This window comes from Burkholderia sp. 22088, from assembly GCF_052045915.1.
Taxonomy (GTDB): domain Bacteria; phylum Pseudomonadota; class Gammaproteobacteria; order Burkholderiales; family Burkholderiaceae; genus Burkholderia; species Burkholderia cepacia.
This window is the reverse complement of record NZ_JBQEPY010000005.1, coordinates 352,764-369,036: the sequence shown is the minus strand read 5'-3', so window position 1 is coordinate 369,036 and position 16,273 is coordinate 352,764. Positions and strand designations below refer to the sequence as shown.

Below are 16,273 nucleotides of genomic sequence, written 5' to 3'. Positions count from 1 at the left end.
GTCAGTTGTCCCCCTGCGTTGCGCTCGCGCCGACGGCGGCACTGCCGGGCGCCGGCAGCAGCGTGATCTCGACGCGCCGGTTCAGCGCGCGATTCGCGGGCGTATCGTTCGGCGCGACCGGGTCGAGCGTGCCGCGCCCTTCCGCCGCGAGCCGTTCCGGATGATCGAGCCGCGCGGCGATCATGCCGCGCACGGCTTCCGCGCGTTCGCGCGACAGATCCCAGTTCGACGCGAAGCGCGCCGTATGCACGGGCGTGTCGTCCGTATAACCGGTCACGCGCACGTTGCCGGGCACCTTGTCCAGCGCATCGGCCACACGGGCGAGCACCGGCACGTAGCGGTCGATCACCGACGTCGAACCCGACTTGAACAACCCGTCGCCGCGCAGCACGATCACGCTGCGATCGGCGGCGTCGCGCACCGACACGAGGCCGGCCGCGATCTCCGGTTCCAGGAACTTCGCGATGCGCGGGGCCGGTGCCGGGCGCGGCGGCGCCTGCGCGGGCTGCAGCTTCGGCACGTGCAGCGCGTCGATCGACGCGAACAGCCGGTCCGAATGCCCGGCGAGCGCGATCCGCAGCCCGACGAACACGCCGAAGCCGATCAGCAGCGCGAGCGCCACGCACACCCACAGCGGCACGACGAACCGGCGCGCGACATCGCGCGTGACGACGTCGCGCCAGTGCGGCGACAGCGCCGGCTCGAATTCGCCGCGCACCGAGCGGATCGTGAGCGCGAGCTGGTGGCGCAGCGCGTCGAGCTGCGCATGGCCGTTGTCGAGCACGCGATAACGGCCCTCGAAGCCGAGCGCGAGACAGAAATACAGCAGCTCGAGCAGGTCGAGATGCTGGCGCGGCTGCTGCGACAGGCGTTCGAGCAGGTGGAAGAATTTCTCGCCGCCCCAGGTCTCGTTGTGGAACGACACGAGCAGGCTGTGCGACGACCACACGCTGCCGCCCCACGGCGTCAGCGCGGCCGCCTCGTCGAGCGCCGTGCACAGGCAGTAGCGCGCGCCGATGATCGCTTCCGACGGCACGCCGGCCTCCTGCGCGCGCGCCTCGAACTGCCGGATCTCGACGACGAGATGCTCGCGCAGCCACGCGGGATTCGGGTGATGGACGGTCGAACGGATCTGCGGCACGAGGTTGAGCAGCGGATTTGCGGCCGCGACGAGCGGGTTCGTGCCGCTCGCGGCCCAGCGCCCGGGGCGCGGCTGCGTGGCGGTCGGGCCGGCCGCGCCCGCCGCGGCCGGATGCATGCCGCCCGGATTCGGCGGCACGAATCCGCCTGCGCCGGGGGAGATCGAATCGGAGGAGGAATTCATCGCGTCGCCCCGCCCTCACCCGCGTATCGCCCAGAACTCCATCGAGAGTCCAGGGAATTCGCCGGCGAAATGAAAAGCGAGACCGCCGGAGCGCGCCAGCTGCTTCCACAGGTCGCTGCCCTTGTCGATCTCGAAGTACGTATGGCCCGCGTGATACGGGATCTGCCGCGGCGCGACCGGCAACTGGCGCATCGTGATGCCCGGCAGTTGCAGTTGCACGAGATCGCGGATCCGCTCGACTGGCCCGAGCTTGGCCTGCGCGGGAAAACGCGCGCGCAGGCTGTCGGCCGGTACGTCCGCGCGCACCGCGAGCACGAAGCCGGCCGTGTCGCGCAGCACCGGGTCGGCCAGCGTCGCGACGCGGATGCCGTTGCCCGCATCGCGCAGCTCGATCTGGATCGCGTTTTGCTCGAGCACCGTCGACAGCGACCGCCGCAGTTCGGTCATCAGCTCCGCGAAGCTCGTGCGCAGGTCGTCGTGCACGTAGACGGCGAGCGACTGCGGGCGCCGGCCGGCCGCCGTGAACGTGCTCAGGTCGCACGCGAGCTTCAGCCAGTCGCAGAACAGCGCCTCCGGATGCGTCGACACGTGCTGCTGCGCATGCCAGGTCAGCGCGAGATAGCGGTTCACGAGCTGCAGCAGCAGGAAGTCCGCGACTTCCGACACGCCGCCGCGCCCGGGCTCCGACAGCCGTTCCGCGAGCGCTTCGCTGCGTTGCGTGAGCAGCCCGTGCAGCTCGCGCGCGTAGGCCAGCAGCACGGCGTCGTGCTGCGCGACGAGGCGCGGCGGGATGTAGCCGTCGTCGACGAGCAGCCGTGCATCGGTGCGCCGCTCGACGATCCGGGCGACGCCGAGTGCGTGCCAGTCGCCGGTGAGCTCGGCTTCGAGCATCAGCCGCACGTTCAGGCGCCCCGTCTGCAGCAGTGCGGGACCGAGCGCGACCGCGTTCGCGTCGGCCACTTCGTATTCGCGCACGACGTAGCGCGCGACATCGGCGCCGCCGTTCGTGCCGTTCGCGCCGCTCGCGGCATGGCCTCCGCCTGCACCGAACGACACCTCCTCGCCGCCGCCGCGCCACAACGGCAGCGCGAGCACGACGAGCTGGTCCTTCGCGTCGGCCGGCACGTCGAGCGGTTCGGGAAGATCGTCCGGATGGGACAGGTCGAACGGCGTGCCGTCGCGCATCACGCCCGACGCGGTGCGCAGCGCGACCTTGCCGAGCGCCAGTTGCTCGCGGTCGAGCTCCAGCGTGTCGAAGCCCCAGAAGAAGCCTTGCAGCGGGAGGCAGCGCAGCGCGACGTAGCGTTCCCAGTGCCGTTCGAGCTGCTGGAAATGCTGCGGCCGCAGGAACATCCCCTCGGTCCACACCACCCGCTGGCGGAGCGCCGCGACCGGTGTCGCGGACATCGTCGGTTCGGTCATGGGCGCCCCTTCGCATCGTTCAGCGCGAGGCCGCCGTTGCGCACCGCGATCGACAGCTTCAGCTCGCCCGGCGACGTCTGCCAGAACTTGTAGAGATTGAGCTGCTTCGCGCGCGGCAGCGGCACCGTCAGCCGCCAGCGGTTCTTTTCGAGCATCCGGTATTCGGCGACCACGCCGATCGCGCCGGCCTCGACGTTGCCGCGATAGTGCAGCGTGCGCGACTCGCCCGGCCGCAGGATCACGCGATCGGTGCCGAGCAGGTCCGTGCCGAGCACGTTCTCCGGCTTGTCCTGCAGCGAGAAGAAATCCGCGCTGTCGAACGACGATGCCGCGCGGAGCTGGAACACCTTCAGAACGATCGGCGCAGGCTTGCGGTTCGGGTCAGGGTTGACGTCGGGTGCAACGTCGACCGTGATCGCATACGGCACCGCAGCGGCGTGCTCCGTCGCGCCGCATCCCGGCAACAGCATCACGCATCCCCATACGATGAAACTGCTCGACCGCCATTGCATATTCCACCCTCGCCACCCAATAGCCGTTCGCCGGTTTTCGACCGCGAAACCGGTTGATCCGATTGAAAAAGGGACAATTAATTGATCGGTAATTGTGTAATCCGTATATCCATCCATCGCAATCCGTATCGGCAAATTGTTCTTGTAAAAAGCCGGGTCATATCATTCATGGATTTTGAAAGTCGATTTGGCGAGATGGTGGTCAATTGAGAATTGGGGTTGATGAATTAATGGCAAAAATCAATCCGACCGGTTCGCCGTCGCGGCCCGGTTCTGTGGCGTGGACACCTGTCGGATGGGCTCGGGCGCAAGCCGCCGGCCACCGGGCAACGAACGCTCGCGGCGCTGACGGTGTGCCAGGCTATTCGTTTCGCACGAACGGACGGCCCGTTTTTTCGTGCATTGACGTGCGCTGACCAAACAACTGACGAATCCGAAAAACACAGCGAACTATAGGCCGTTTTTCTGGATTCACAAGCACTGAAATTCGTAGTCGATTCTGCATTCAGGTGGAAATGGATTGGTGAAATGAAACAAAACGTAACAGGCGATTCGGTGCCGATGATTGGCACTAGAATCCAACAGCGCTTGTGTGCCACCTTCCAATTACGCCAATTCTTAATTTCAATAATGAAAGGTCGTTCATCGCTCGTTCTTTTCCTCGGCGCATTGTTGCTGGGGGCCGGCGGGTGCAGTACGTCCCCGACCCAGTCGGCTGCACGCGCGACGGTCGACAGCGCGCGCGCCGCGTACGACAGCGGCGACTACGGGCGCACGATCGCGCTGCTGAGCCACGCGAAGGAAATCGACGGCGCCGACACCGACACGCAGGTTGCCGCGCACAAGCTCCTCGCGTTCAGCTATTGCGTGACGAACCGCATCACGCCGTGCCGCGCCGAGTTCTCGAAAATTCTCGACCTCAACCCGCGCTTCGACTTGTCCCCTGCGGAGAAGGGACATCCGGTCTGGGGGCCTGCGTTCGAATTCGCGCGCCGCAGGCATGCGTCGTCGTCCTGAACGAACCGGCCTGCGCGCGAGCACTTCACCGAGCGACGTATGACATGCAACTGATCGTGATCGAACATGCCGGCGAGCCGGTCGAAAACGACTCCTACGACGCCGTCGTGTTTCATCCGCCGGGCGGCACCATTGGCCGGGCCAGCGACAACCATCTCGTGTTGCGCGACGACACGCGGCAGATTTCGCGGCTGCAGGCGCTACTGCAGGTGGGCGACGACGCCTGCCTGCTGAAGAACCTGAGCAGCGTCTCGACGATCGAGGTGAACCGCGAGCCGGTCGGTTATGCGCAGGAGCGCACGCTCAACACCGGCGACATCATCCGCATCGGGCCGTACGTGCTGCGCGCCGAACGTGACGACGGCGGCGACGGCGTCGATGGCGGCCATGCACCGGTCATCGACATGGAGACCGATTCCGGCACGCGTGTCGATATGCAGGCGCAAGCGCAGGCCCGGGCGGCAGCGGCGCCCGCGCAACCGTCGTCATCGCGGGTCGATACGAAAGGCGCCGGCAACCGGCTGTGGGGGCTCCTCCAGGATCGTCTCGCGCCGCGCGGCAAGGCGGCGGACGCCGCTGCGCGGCCAGGCGGCCCCGCAGGTGCGGGCGCGGCGCAGCAGGCCGCACCGCCCGCGCCTTCGCAGCGCGACCTGCACCAGCTGTCGACCGATCCGCTCGACCTGTTCGCGCAGTCGTCGGGCGACCTCGGCGCAGCGGGCACGGCGGCGCACGCCGATCGCGGCAACGCGGATCGCGATGCGTCATCCGCGACGCAGGCGGATCACGCGCCCGAGTGGACGCAGCACGTGCGCGTGCAACCGGCCGCCGCGCACACCGATACGCGGCCGGCCGACGAACCGGCGCCGCATGCTGCGCGCGCGCCGACCCCCGACGAACTGCTGAGCGCGTTCTTCGAAGGCGCGGGGCTCGACACCGCGGCCGAATCGCATCAGTGGTCGGCCGAGCAGCTGTACATCGCGGGCCAGTTGCTGGCGCTGTTCGCGAACGGCACGGTCGAGCTGCTGTCGTCGCGCAGCATCCTGAAGCGCGAGGTGAAGGCGCACATGACGATGCTGCTCGATCGCGAGAACAATCCGCTGAAGCTGCTGCCCGACGGCGGCGCCGTGCTGCGGCAGATGTTCGGGCTGCCGCTGCCGGGTTTCATGTCGCCGCAGAGCGCGGTCAGCGACGCGTTCCAGGATCTGCACGCGCACCAGATCGGCATGGTCGCGGGCATGCGCGCGGCGTTGATGGACCTGCTGACGCGCTTTTCACCGCAGCGCCTGCGCGAGCGCGACGACGCGATGCGCTGGTACGAGAAGCGCGTGCCCGTGCTGTACAAGGCGAGGATGTGGGATCGCTACGCGGCGACCCATCGCGACACGGTGTTCGCGATCGAGGACGATTTCGCGTCGGTGTTCGGCAAGGCGTTTCTGGCGGCGTACGACGCGGAAGTGGAAAGCTATCGCGGCAGCGGCAGGCATTGAGCGACGTACCGCGCACCCGCCACCGGTCGCGGGCGATGGGTGCCGGCGGAGGCGTCAGGTGGCCGCACCACACGACGCGACCTTGTTTCGCCCCGTTTCCTTCGCGACGTACAACGCCTCGTCGGCTGCCTTGATCACCGACTCGACCTCCCCTTCCTGCCCGGGCGCCCAGCTTGCCACGCCGATGCTCGCGGTGACGCGCCCGAATTCGCTTTCCGCATGTTCGATCGCCAGTCCGTCGATGGCTGCGCGAATCCTTTCGGCGATCTCCGTCGCACCCGTCGCCGGCGTATCGGGCAGGATCACGACGAACTCCTCGCCGCCATAGCGGGCCGCGGTGTCCGCCGGGCGCCGGATGTTGTCGCCGATGCACCGTGCGACCGCCGCCAGCGCGTCGTCGCCGGCCTGGTGGCCATACGTGTCGTTGTAGGCCTTGAAGCGGTCGACGTCGACGAACAGCAGCGAAAACACCGATCGGGCACGGCGCGCGCGGCGCCATTCGAGATCCAGCACCTCCCCGAACGAGCGGCGATTGTTGAGCCCGGTGAGGCCGTCGGTGCGCGCGAGCATGACCAGTTCGGATTCGGCGCGCATCCTGCGCCGCAGCTGCGAGCCCAGCATGAAGGACAGCACGATGAACGCCACGCCGAAGGTGGCGACCAGCGCGCCGATCGTGATGGCACGGTGCCGCCACGCGGCGTAGATGTCCTGCTCCGCCTCGGCGACCATGATGATCAGCGGCAGGTGCGGCAGCGTCTTGAAGTAGTACAGGCGGCGCACGTTGTCGATCGTCGAGGTTTCGACGAACGAGCCTTCCGGTGCCGTCATGAAGTGGCGAAACGTTGCCGCCTTGCTGATGTCGCGACCGATGGTGCGCACGTCGAACGGCTGGCGCATGAACATGATGCCGTTCGTGCCGATCAGCGAAATCGCGCCGTGCGAGCCGAGCGCGAGGCCGGCGAACAGCGTGTGGAAATACTCGAGATTGACCGCGATCATCACGATGCCGGCGAACGAGCCGTCCGGGTTCGACACGCGGCGCGTCAGCGCGACGCTGAGCGAGCCGCTGCGCAGGCGGGACGCATAGGGATCGCTGATGTAAAGCCCGACGTCCGGATTGTCGCGGTGCACCGTAAAGTACTTGCGGTCGCCGAAATTGCCGTGGCGCGGCACTTCGTTCGCCGAATCCAGGATGATGTTGCCGGCCGAATCCAGCACGAGCATCGAGCCGAGAAAATTCGCCGTCATCGCGTGATCGAACAGGATGCCGCGCCGCAGCGCCGGCGGGGCGGCCATGACGTCCGGCCGCCGGAGGCCCTGGATCACCGCCTCGAGCGACAGGCCGTACAGCTCGATGTTGCGTTCGATGTCGCGCTCGGCGACGAGCGCCAGATTTCGCGACGTCTCGCGCGCGCGATCGAGCGCATCGTGACGGCTCTGAAACAACTGCAACACGCAGAGGCCCATCAGCGCGCACGCTATCAAGGTCCCCGCCAGCACAACGTAGTACGGCGCTGCCGACCGCGGATGCATCCGTGTCCTCTCAGATTGGCCCGGCGCCGACGCACCGGTCGTTATGATTTGTTCTGAATAACCTATACCAAAAAGTACGACTTCCGGGTACGAGGTGCAGTCCTGACTTGCCGGGTTGCGTACGACGTGACCTGAGCGGTATCGGGCGGATCGTGTTCCGCTCGGGCCGGCACCGGGTGCCGGCGCTCATTCACCGAGGGGCGTCGCGTAGTGTGGCGTGTGGTGCTGCCGATGACGGAATCGAAACAATCCGTCCGCAGTGGTACGCGTGTTGAAATTGCCGTGAGGTTGCCATGCGAATGCACGGCCGGCGGGAAAGCCGGCGGGAGACCGGGCGTGCCGTTGCGCAGTGCGCAACGCGAGTGCCGCCCGGCGCGCGCCGCGCCGGCGGCGCCGCGCACGCGATCGGTCGGCGGTCAGACGGTCGTCAGACGGCCATCACCGTCACCGACTTCGTGACGAGGTACGGTTCGAGCGCTTCCGGCCCGCCTTCCGAGCCGTAGCCCGAGTCCTTCACGCCGCCGAACGGCATTTCCGGCCACGGCGTCGCGGGCTGGTTGATCCACAGCATCCCGACTTCGAGGCGCTGCGTGAGCAGGTGCACGTTCGCGAACGAACGCGTGAACGCGTAGCCGGCGAGCCCGAACGGCAGACGGTTCGCTTCCGCGATCGCGTCTTCGAGCTTGTCGAAACCGCGGATCGCCGCGACCGGGCCGAACGGCTCGTTGTTGAACACGTCCGCTTCGAGCGGCACGTCCGCGATCACGGTCGGCGCGAAGAAGTTGCCTTCCGAGCCGATCCGCTCGCCGCCGGTTTCGATGCGCGCGCCGACCTTGCGCGCGTTGTCGACGACGGATGCCATCGCGGTGAGCCGGCGCGGGTTCGCGAGCGCACCGAGCGTCGTGCCTTCCTCGAGGCCGTTGCCGACCTTCAGCCCTTCGGCATGCTTGACCAGCGCGCGCGTGAATTCGTCGCGGATGCTGTTGTGCACGAGAAAGCGCGTCGGCGAAATGCAGACCTGCCCCGCGTTGCGGAACTTCGCGCCGCCGGCGGCCTTCACCGCGAGCGCGACGTCGGCGTCCTCGGCGACGATCACCGGCGCGTGACCGCCCAGCTCCATCGTCGCGCGCTTCATGTGCAGGCCGGCCATCGAGGCGAGCTGCTTGCCGACCGGCGTCGAACCCGTGAACGTGACCTTGCGGATCACCGGGTGCGGGATCAGGTACGACGAGATTTCCGCCGGATCGCCGTACACGAGGCCGATCACGCCGTTCGGCACGCCCGCGTCGACGAACGCGCGCAGCAGCGCGGCCGGCGACGCCGGGGTTTCTTCCGGCGCCTTCACGAGGAACGAGCAGCCGGTTGCCAGCGCGGCGCTCAGCTTGCGCACGACCTGGTTGACCGGGAAATTCCACGGCGTGAACGCGGCGACCGGGCCGACCGGCTCCTTCACGACGGTCTGCTGCGCGCCGAGGTTGCGCGGCGGCACGATCCGGCCGTACACGCGGCGGCCTTCGTCCGCGAACCATTCGATGATGTCCGCCGCCGACAGCACTTCGACGCGCGCCTCGGTGAGCGGCTTGCCCTGTTCCTGCGTCATCAGCTGCGCGATCGCGTCGGCACGTTCGCGCACCAGCGCGGCCGCCTTGCGCATCGTCGCCGCGCGCTCGTGCGCGGGCACCTTGCGCCAGGCCTCGAAGCCGCGTTGCGCGGCGGCGAGCGCACGGTCGAGATCGGCGATGCCCGCGTGGGCCACCTTGCCGATCGGCTTGCCGGTCGCCGGGTTCACGACGTCGATCGTCTTGCCGCTCGCGGCGTCGACCCATTCGCCGTCGATCAGCAGTTGCGTATCCGTATAAGTCACGTTAGCCATCCAGACACCCCTACATTGCGTCGATAAACGCGCGCTGCCGCGAACGGCCGCGCGCCGGTTGACAGAAAAAGCCAGGCCGCCGGGGCTGGCACGCACCCGGCGGCGTCGACGGCAGGCACGCCGGCCCGCCATCGTTCCGCATGGAGTCGCGCTCAGCGCGCGGCCGCCGTCGCCTTGCGGAGTTTCGCGACGTCCGCCGCCTGCACGGCCGGCGCGCCGTTGTTCCATCCGGCGCGCATGAAGGTCAGCACGTCGGCGATCTGCCGGTCGTTCAACTGATTCGAGAACGCCGGCATCGGATAAGCGGACGGCACGCCATCGATCACGAGCGTCTCGCTGCCGTTCAGCGTCACGTTGATCAGCGACGCGGCATCGCCTTCGAGGACGTTCGGGTTGCCGGCGAGCGGCGCGAGCAGCGGCGCGTAGCCGCGCCCGTCCGCGCCGTGGCAATGCAGGCAGTAAGCGTTATACACCTTCGCGCCCGGATCGGCTGCCGGCCGGCCCAGCGCGACCTGCGTCGCCTTCGGATCGTAGCGGTACGGCGGCGCGCCCGTGCCGCCTGCCGCCGGCAGCGATTTCAGGTAACGGGAGATGGCCGCCAGATCGTCGTCCGTGAGGGCCTGCGTGCTGTGGTTGATCACGCTGACCATCGAACCGAACGCGGTCGCATGGCGGTTCGCGCCGGTCTTCAGGAACTGCGCGACCTCGGCCTCGTTCCAGCGGCCGAGCCCCGTGTTGGGCTCGGCGGTCAGGTTCGATGCGAACCAGTTGTCGATCGGCGCACCCGACAGGAACGCCGCGCCGCCTTCGTCGAGCGCCTTCTCCTGGAAGCCGACGCCGCGCGGCGTGTGGCACGACCCGCAGTGCCCGAGCCCCTGCACGAGATACGCGCCGCGGTTCCACATCGCGTCCTTGGCCGGCTTGTCGGCGTAAGGCGTCGTGTCGAGGAACACCATGTTCCACAACGCGAGCGGCCAGCGCATGTTGAGCGGCCACGGGATGTCGGACGGCCGGTTCGCCTGCTTCACCGGTTCGACGCCGTGCATGAAGTACGCGTACAGCGCCTTCACGTCCTCGTCCTTCAGCTTCGCGTACGACGGATACGGCATCGCCGGATACAGGTTGTGGCCGTCCTTCGCGACGCCCTTGCGCAGCGCGCCGGCGAACTCGGCTTCCGTGTAGCCGCCGATGCCCGTTTCCGGATCGGGCGTGATGTTGGTCGTGTAGATCGCGCCCATCGGCGTGACCATCTTCAGGCCGCCGGCGAACGGCGTGCCGCGCGGCGCGGTGTGGCACGCAACGCAGTCGCCCGCTTTCGCGAGGTACGCGCCGCGCGCGACGAGCGCGCTGTCGGCCGGTGCCGTCTGCGCGGCCTGAGCGGCCTGAGCGGCCGGGCCGGCCAGCATGGCGGACAGCGCGAGCAGCGATGCACGGAACGTATTCAGGGTGAGGTTTCGCATGATCGTCGCCTCCCCTCAAGCCGTCTTCAGCTGGTCGCCGACCGGCAGCTTGCGCAGCCGCTTGCCGGTCGCCGCGAAGATCGCGTTCGACAATGCCGCGGCCGTCGCGGCCGTGCCCGGTTCGCCGATCCCGCCCGGCGCTTCGCCGCTTTTCACCAGATGCACCTCGATCGGCGGTGTCTCGTTGATCCGCAGCATCCGGTAATCGGTGAAATTGCTCTGCACGACACGGCCGTCCTCGATCGTGATCTCGCCGTACAGCGCGCCGGTGATCCCGAAGATGATGCCGCCCTGCACTTGTGCCTCGATCGTGTTCGGGTTGACGGACATGCCGCAATCGACCGCGCACACGACGCGCTTGACCTGCACCTCGCCGTTGTCCACCGCGACGTCGATGACGATCGAGAAGAAGCTGCCGAACGCGTGCATCACGGACACGCCGCGCCCTTGCCCCGTCGGCAGCGACGGGCCCCAGCCGGCCGCCTTCGTCGCGACGTCGAGCACGTTGAGCGCGCGCGGCGTCTTGCCGAGCAGCGCGCGGCGGTATTGCACGGGGTCGGTCTTGGTCTGCGCGGCCAGTTCGTCGATGAAGCTCTCGACGACGAACGTGCTGCGCGTCGGCCCGACGCCGCGCCAGAACGCGGTCGGTACGTGGCGCGGCTCCTGGCGCACGTAGTCGATCAGCTGGTTCGGCAGGTCGTACGGCAGGTCGGTGGCCACCTCGACCGCGTCGGGATCGACACCGTGCTGGAACGCGGGCGGCGCGAAGCGCGCGAGGATCGACGAGCCGACGATCCGGTGCTGCCACGCGATCGGCTTGCCGTTCGCGTCGAGGCCGGCCGAGATCCGGTCGTAGTAGTACGGGCGGTACATGTCGTGCTGGATGTCTTCCTCGCGCGTCCAGATCACCTTCACCGGCGCGTTGACCTGCTTCGCGATCTTCACCGCCTGGCCGATCATGTCCGTCTCGAGGCGCCGGCCGAAGCCGCCGCCGAGCAGGTGGTTGTGCACGACGATCTTCTCCGGCGGAAAGCTCGTGAGCTTCTGCACGGTGTCGACCGCCCGCGTCGGCACCTGGGTGCCGACCCAGATCTCGCAGCCGTCGGCGCGCACGTGCACCGTGCAGTTCACGGGCTCCATCGTCGCGTGCGCGAGGAGCGGCTGCTCGTACACGGCGTCGACGCGCGTCTTCGCATCCGCGAAACCCTTGCCGACGTCGCCGTCCTTGCGTGCGACGGCACCCTTGCCGTTCGCCGCGGCCTGTGCGAGATCGGCGACGATGTCCTTCGTCGATACCTTCGCGCCCGCGCCTTCGTTCCACTTCACGACCAGCGCCGATGCGCCGCGCTTCGCGGCCCAGGTGTGATCGCCGACGACCGCGACCGCGTTGTCCGCGCGCACGACCTGGCGCACGCCCGGAATCTTCTTCGCGGCCGTATCGTCGATGCTCGCGACCGTGCCGCCGAACACCGGGCTGTTCACGATCACCGCGTACAGCATGCCGGGCAGCCGCACGTCGAGCCCAAACTGCGCGGTGCCGTCGACCTTCTCCGGCGAATCGAGCCGCTTCGCGGGCGTGCCGATCAGCTTGAAATCCGCCGGCTTCTTCAGCGCGACGTCCTTCGGCACCGGCAGCTTCGCGGCGGCGTCGGCGAGCTGGCCGTACGACACGCGCCGGCCGCTCGGCGGATGCTGCACTTCGCCGTTCACCGCACGGCAGGATGCCGGATCGACGTTCCATTGCTTCGCGGCGGCCGCGACCAGCAGCGTGCGCGCGGTCGCGCCCGCGCGGCGCAGCGGCTCCCATGCGTAGCGTACCGACGTCGAGCCGCCGGTGAGCTGGCCGCCGAGCAGCGGATCGAGAAAGAGCTTCTCGTTCGGCGGCGCATGGTCGAGCGTCACGCTCGACAGCGGCACTTCGAGTTCCTCGGCGATCAGCATCGGCAGCGCCGTGTAGACGCCCTGCCCCATCTCGACTTTCGGCATCACCAGCGTGACCTTGCCGGCGCGGTCGATCTGCACGAACGCGTTCGGTGCGAACACGCCTGCCCGCGCGGTTTCATCGCCGTCGCCACCGATCACCGACCGGCGCGCATCGTCGCCTGCCGCCGGCAGGCTGAAACCGAGCAGCAGGCCACCGCCCGCCGCCGCGCCCAGCGACATGCCGAGCTTGAGGAACGAACGGCGCGACACGCCCGCGCCGGCGGCTTGTCCAGCGGCCTTGCCTGCTTCGATCAGTCCTCGCGACATGTCATGCCTCCTTCGCGGCTTGCTTCACGGCCGCGCGAATCCGGTTGTACGTGCCGCAGCGGCAGATGTTGCCGGCCATTGCCGCGTCGATGTCGGCATCGCTCGGGTTCGGGTTCGATGCGATCAGCGCGGTAGCGGCCATCACCTGCCCCGACTGGCAATAGCCGCACTGGACGACGTCGAGCTCGCGCCACGCCTGCTGGACCTTGTGGCCGGCCGGCGTCGCGCCGACGGCTTCGATCGTCGTGATCTTGCGGCCCGCGACGGCCGCGACCGGCAGCACGCACGAGCGCGCGGCGACGCCGTCGAGATGCACGGTGCACGCGCCGCATTGCGCGATCCCGCAGCCGAATTTCGTGCCGGTGAGGCCGACGACGTCGCGCAGCACCCAGAGCAAGGGCATGTCGTCGGGGGCGTCGACCGTGCGGGTTTCGCCGTTGATGTTGAGGGTGACCATTCAGCCTCCGGGGCCGGTGTATTGGGGAAACGACGCGCATCGCGCGCCGCGCGGGGTTTTCGATTTCGTCGCTGTCTTCGCCGTTGCCGGGCGAGACGGCTGCCGCGCGGCCCGGGGCGGAGCGGGCCGCGGCGTGGGTGCTGCTTCGTTACTCGGCCACGTCGATGCCGGACAGCACCTTGATGACCGCCGGCGCCGCGAACCAGTCGGCCGATTTCACTCGGAATTCGCCGAAATACGGGCTCGCGAGGTGTGCGTCGAACGCAGCCTGGTCGTCGTAGATCTCGTACAGGTGCAGGTTGGGCGAACCGTCCTGTTCGCGGAACAGGTCGTAGCGCCGGTTGCCCGGCTCGGCGCGCGTTTTCGCGACCATGCTGCGCAGCTCGGCTTCGGCGGCCTCCGCGTGTTCGGGTTTCAGGTACAGGGACGCAATCACGTGAAGCGCCATCTTGTCACTCCTTTTGAATCGAAATCGAGCATGCCACAAGCCGGCGTCGCGCGACGCCAGCGTGCAATCGTCGTGGTTTGCCGTGCCGCGATATCAGGCCAGTTCGTCCGGGCCCACGCGCACGACGACCTTGCCGAAGTTCTTGCCGGCCAGCAAGCCGATCAGCGCTTCCGGCGCGTCGGCCAGGTCGGGGACGACGTCCTCGAGCGTCTTCACCTTGTCCTGCGCAACCCATTCGCTCATCTCTTTCAGGAACGGTGCATAACCGGTCGCATAGTGGTCGAGGATGATGAACCCCTGCATCCGGATGCGCTTGCGCAGGATCGTGCCCATCAGTGCCGGCACGCGATCGCGGCCGGTCGACACCGCGGTGTCGTCATACGCCGCGTCGTTGTAGTGCGCGATGATCCCGCATACCGGCACGCGCGCGTGATCGTTGAGCAGCGGCCACACCGCGTCGAACACGGCCCCGCCGACGTTCTCGAAATAGACGTCGATGCCGTTCGGGCATGCGTCCTTCAGCTTCGCGGCGAATGCCGGGTCGCGGTGATCGACGCACGCGTCGAAACCGAGCGTATCGGTCACGTAGGCGCACTTGTCGGCGCCGCCCGCGACACCGATCACGCGGCAGCCCTTCAGCTTGGCGATCTGGCCGACCACCGCGCCGACCGCGCCGCTTGCCGCCGCGACGACCACGGTTTCGCCGGCCTTCGGCTCGCCGATTTTCAGCAGCCCCGTGTAGGCGGTGAAGCCCGGCATGCCGAGCACGCCGAGTGCGTACGACGGATGCGCGACGTCGCGGCCGAGCGGAATCAGGTCGCGGCCGTCGGACAGCGCATAGTCCTGCCACCCGGCGCCCGCGACCACGAGGTCGCCTTCGCGGAACGCGGGCAGGTTCGACGACACGACCTGGCTGACGGTGCCGCCGACCATCGGCTGCCCGAGTTGGGCCGGCGGCGCATAGGACGGCGCATCGCTCATCCGGCCGCGCATGTACGGGTCGAGCGACAACCAGACCGTGCGCAGCAGCACCTGGCCGGCACCGGGCGTCGGCACGGCACCGGATTCGGTGCGGAAGTTGCCCGGCGTCGGCGCGCCGACCGGGCGCGAATTCAGGACGATCTGGCGGTTTGCGGTCTTGCTTTGCGGCATGTGAGCCTCCGTCAACAGGAATGGACGTGCTTCGTGGGCACGATCGGATCAAGGGTGGAGCAGCGGAGACGCCTGCATGCTGCAACGTCGGCGGTCGGGCCGTCGCGGCTGCGTGCGGGCGCTTGAAACAATGGGGAACAGCGTAACGCGGCGTGGCACGTTCGTCATACTTGCTTGAGTAGACCAGTCGTCTAGAGTCAGGACAAAAACAAGGCGCGCCGATGCGCGCCCGGGTTACGACTGTGCGCCGCCATGCTCGGCCGGCGGCAGGTTCAGCATGCGCCGCGTTTCGACCATCGCCCTTTCGAGCGGCTTGCGGTCGCGGTGAATCTTTTCCAGCAGCGTCGCGCCCAGCCACATTTCGTAGAGGATCGCGGCCGTGTGCGACGGATCGGCGATCCCGCTCAGCGAGCCATCGGCCAGTCCGGCCTCGATGCCGCCTGCGAGCCGCTCGATGATCTGGCTCGTGCCCTGCCGCAGCACCGCGCGCATCGCTTCCGACAGATCCGACACTTCCGCGCCGAGCTTCACCGCGAGGCACTTGCCTTGCGGATCGTCCGCGCATTGCGTGTGCAGCCAGTTGCGCCAGTACGTCATCAGGCGCTCGGCGCCGGTGCCGGCCTGATGCTTGAACAGGTTGTCGAGATGCGCGTGATAGCTGTCGAAATACGCTTCGAGCAGCGCTTCGCCGAATGCCTCTTTCGAGCCGAAGTAATGGTAGAACGAGCCCTTCGGGATGCCCGCCGCAGCGAGAATCTCGTTCAGGCCGACCGCCGAAAACCCCTTGTGGAGCATGATCGGCTTGGCGATATTCAGGATGTGCTGGCGGACTTCGGCGCCTGAAGATGCATTCATGGTGGCGTATGTTAGCAACGATTAGACCGGTCGTCTAGCGGCGTCGATCCGGTATGTTGAGCGGCACTTTACCCGATCCGCGCCGGGCCCCCAAACGTTGCGCCGACCTTCCTTTCCTCGCTCCGCGTTGCCGCGCACGCGGCGTCACGCGCACGACCCGGTTTCGTCGCGGGCGATTCATCGAGCTTCCGCATAACTCGTGGAATTTGGGCCTCGACACGCGCTCCCTGGCTGTCCAACCACGCGCGAAGCTGTTGCAAACCGATATCTCGATTACGGTAGCGACAGAGCATATTCCGAATATCCTGATCCATGATGTTCAAACTCATTTCTCTACCGGAATAATCCAGTGGTCAGACCACGATTTTGTTGTTCCCATGAACAGATTTTGTCCACCAGAGCCGACGCTGCCGTCGCGGTATATGGCAAGTTGACCGGTAACGTTGGGTGGGTGGGCGATCGGGCGTGCAGCCGTCTCGATTG

13 protein-coding genes are annotated in these 16,273 nt (G+C 67.7%); 2 read left to right on the top strand and 11 right to left on the bottom strand.

Annotation, left to right across the window (positions count from 1 at the left end; genetic code table 11):
* Position 1: 1 nt before the first annotated feature.
* Genes ACTJLD_RS12420 through tssJ form a run of 3 tightly spaced genes read right to left on the bottom strand, consistent with a single transcriptional unit; the run spans position 2 to position 3,258 of the window.
* On the bottom strand, positions 2 to 1,324 hold the full coding sequence (locus ACTJLD_RS12420) for a DotU family type VI secretion system protein (RefSeq protein ID WP_440658878.1): 1,323 nt from the start codon (positions 1,322 to 1,324) through the stop codon (positions 2 to 4).
* A 15-nt stretch (positions 1,325 to 1,339) separates the two neighbouring features.
* Complete coding sequence (tssK, locus tag ACTJLD_RS12415) at positions 1,340 to 2,746, bottom strand: type VI secretion system baseplate subunit TssK (protein ID WP_440658877.1); 1,407 nt, start codon at positions 2,744 to 2,746, stop codon at positions 1,340 to 1,342.
* The gene (tssJ, locus tag ACTJLD_RS12410; protein WP_027791609.1) at positions 2,743 to 3,258 is read right to left on the bottom strand and encodes a type VI secretion system lipoprotein TssJ; all 516 of its coding nucleotides are present in this window, start codon (positions 3,256 to 3,258) and stop codon (positions 2,743 to 2,745) included. Before tssJ ends, tssK begins: the two co-directional genes overlap by 4 nt.
* A gap of 630 nt (positions 3,259 to 3,888) precedes the next feature.
* Here tssJ and ACTJLD_RS12405 point away from each other — a divergent pair.
* The gene (locus ACTJLD_RS12405; RefSeq protein WP_060371998.1) at positions 3,889 to 4,275 is read left to right on the top strand and encodes a TssQ family T6SS-associated lipoprotein; all 387 of its coding nucleotides are present in this window, start codon (positions 3,889 to 3,891) and stop codon (positions 4,273 to 4,275) included.
* A gap of 44 nt (positions 4,276 to 4,319) precedes the next feature.
* Positions 4,320 to 5,762, top strand: coding sequence for a type VI secretion system-associated FHA domain protein TagH (gene tagH, locus ACTJLD_RS12400; protein ID WP_440658876.1), 1,443 nt, complete (start codon positions 4,320 to 4,322; stop codon positions 5,760 to 5,762).
* A 54-nt stretch (positions 5,763 to 5,816) separates the two neighbouring features.
* Here tagH and ACTJLD_RS12395 read toward each other — a convergent pair whose 3' ends face one another.
* The 8 genes from ACTJLD_RS12395 to ACTJLD_RS12360 form a co-directional block, all read right to left on the bottom strand.
* Complete coding sequence (locus ACTJLD_RS12395; RefSeq protein ID WP_440658875.1) at positions 5,817 to 7,295, bottom strand: sensor domain-containing diguanylate cyclase; 1,479 nt, start codon at positions 7,293 to 7,295, stop codon at positions 5,817 to 5,819.
* A 427-nt stretch (positions 7,296 to 7,722) separates the two neighbouring features.
* On the bottom strand, positions 7,723 to 9,168 hold the full coding sequence (locus tag ACTJLD_RS12390) for an NAD-dependent succinate-semialdehyde dehydrogenase (RefSeq protein WP_060207320.1): 1,446 nt from the start codon (positions 9,166 to 9,168) through the stop codon (positions 7,723 to 7,725).
* 152 nt (positions 9,169 to 9,320) lie between these two features.
* Entirely contained in the window at positions 9,321 to 10,628 is a 1,308-nt protein-coding gene (locus ACTJLD_RS12385) for a c-type cytochrome (RefSeq protein WP_440658873.1), read from the bottom strand.
* 15 nt (positions 10,629 to 10,643) lie between these two features.
* Positions 10,644 to 12,878 carry a molybdopterin cofactor-binding domain-containing protein gene (locus ACTJLD_RS12380; protein WP_440658872.1) on the bottom strand — a complete coding sequence of 745 codons (2,235 nt, stop codon included), beginning with the start codon at positions 12,876 to 12,878 and terminating at the stop codon, positions 10,644 to 10,646.
* Between the two features lies 1 nt (position 12,879).
* Positions 12,880 to 13,335, bottom strand: coding sequence for a (2Fe-2S)-binding protein (locus ACTJLD_RS12375; RefSeq protein WP_021162722.1), 456 nt, complete (start codon positions 13,333 to 13,335; stop codon positions 12,880 to 12,882).
* A 148-nt stretch (positions 13,336 to 13,483) separates the two neighbouring features.
* Positions 13,484 to 13,783 (bottom strand): putative quinol monooxygenase, encoded by a 300-nt coding sequence (locus tag ACTJLD_RS12370; RefSeq protein WP_059694835.1) that lies wholly within the window; start codon positions 13,781 to 13,783, stop codon positions 13,484 to 13,486.
* A gap of 93 nt (positions 13,784 to 13,876) precedes the next feature.
* Positions 13,877 to 14,935 carry an NADP-dependent oxidoreductase gene (locus tag ACTJLD_RS12365; protein ID WP_440658869.1) on the bottom strand — a complete coding sequence of 353 codons (1,059 nt, stop codon included), beginning with the start codon at positions 14,933 to 14,935 and terminating at the stop codon, positions 13,877 to 13,879.
* Between the two features lie 234 nt (positions 14,936 to 15,169).
* On the bottom strand, positions 15,170 to 15,790 hold the full coding sequence (locus ACTJLD_RS12360; RefSeq protein WP_440658868.1) for a TetR/AcrR family transcriptional regulator: 621 nt from the start codon (positions 15,788 to 15,790) through the stop codon (positions 15,170 to 15,172).
* Between the last annotated feature and the right edge of the window lie 483 nt (positions 15,791 to 16,273).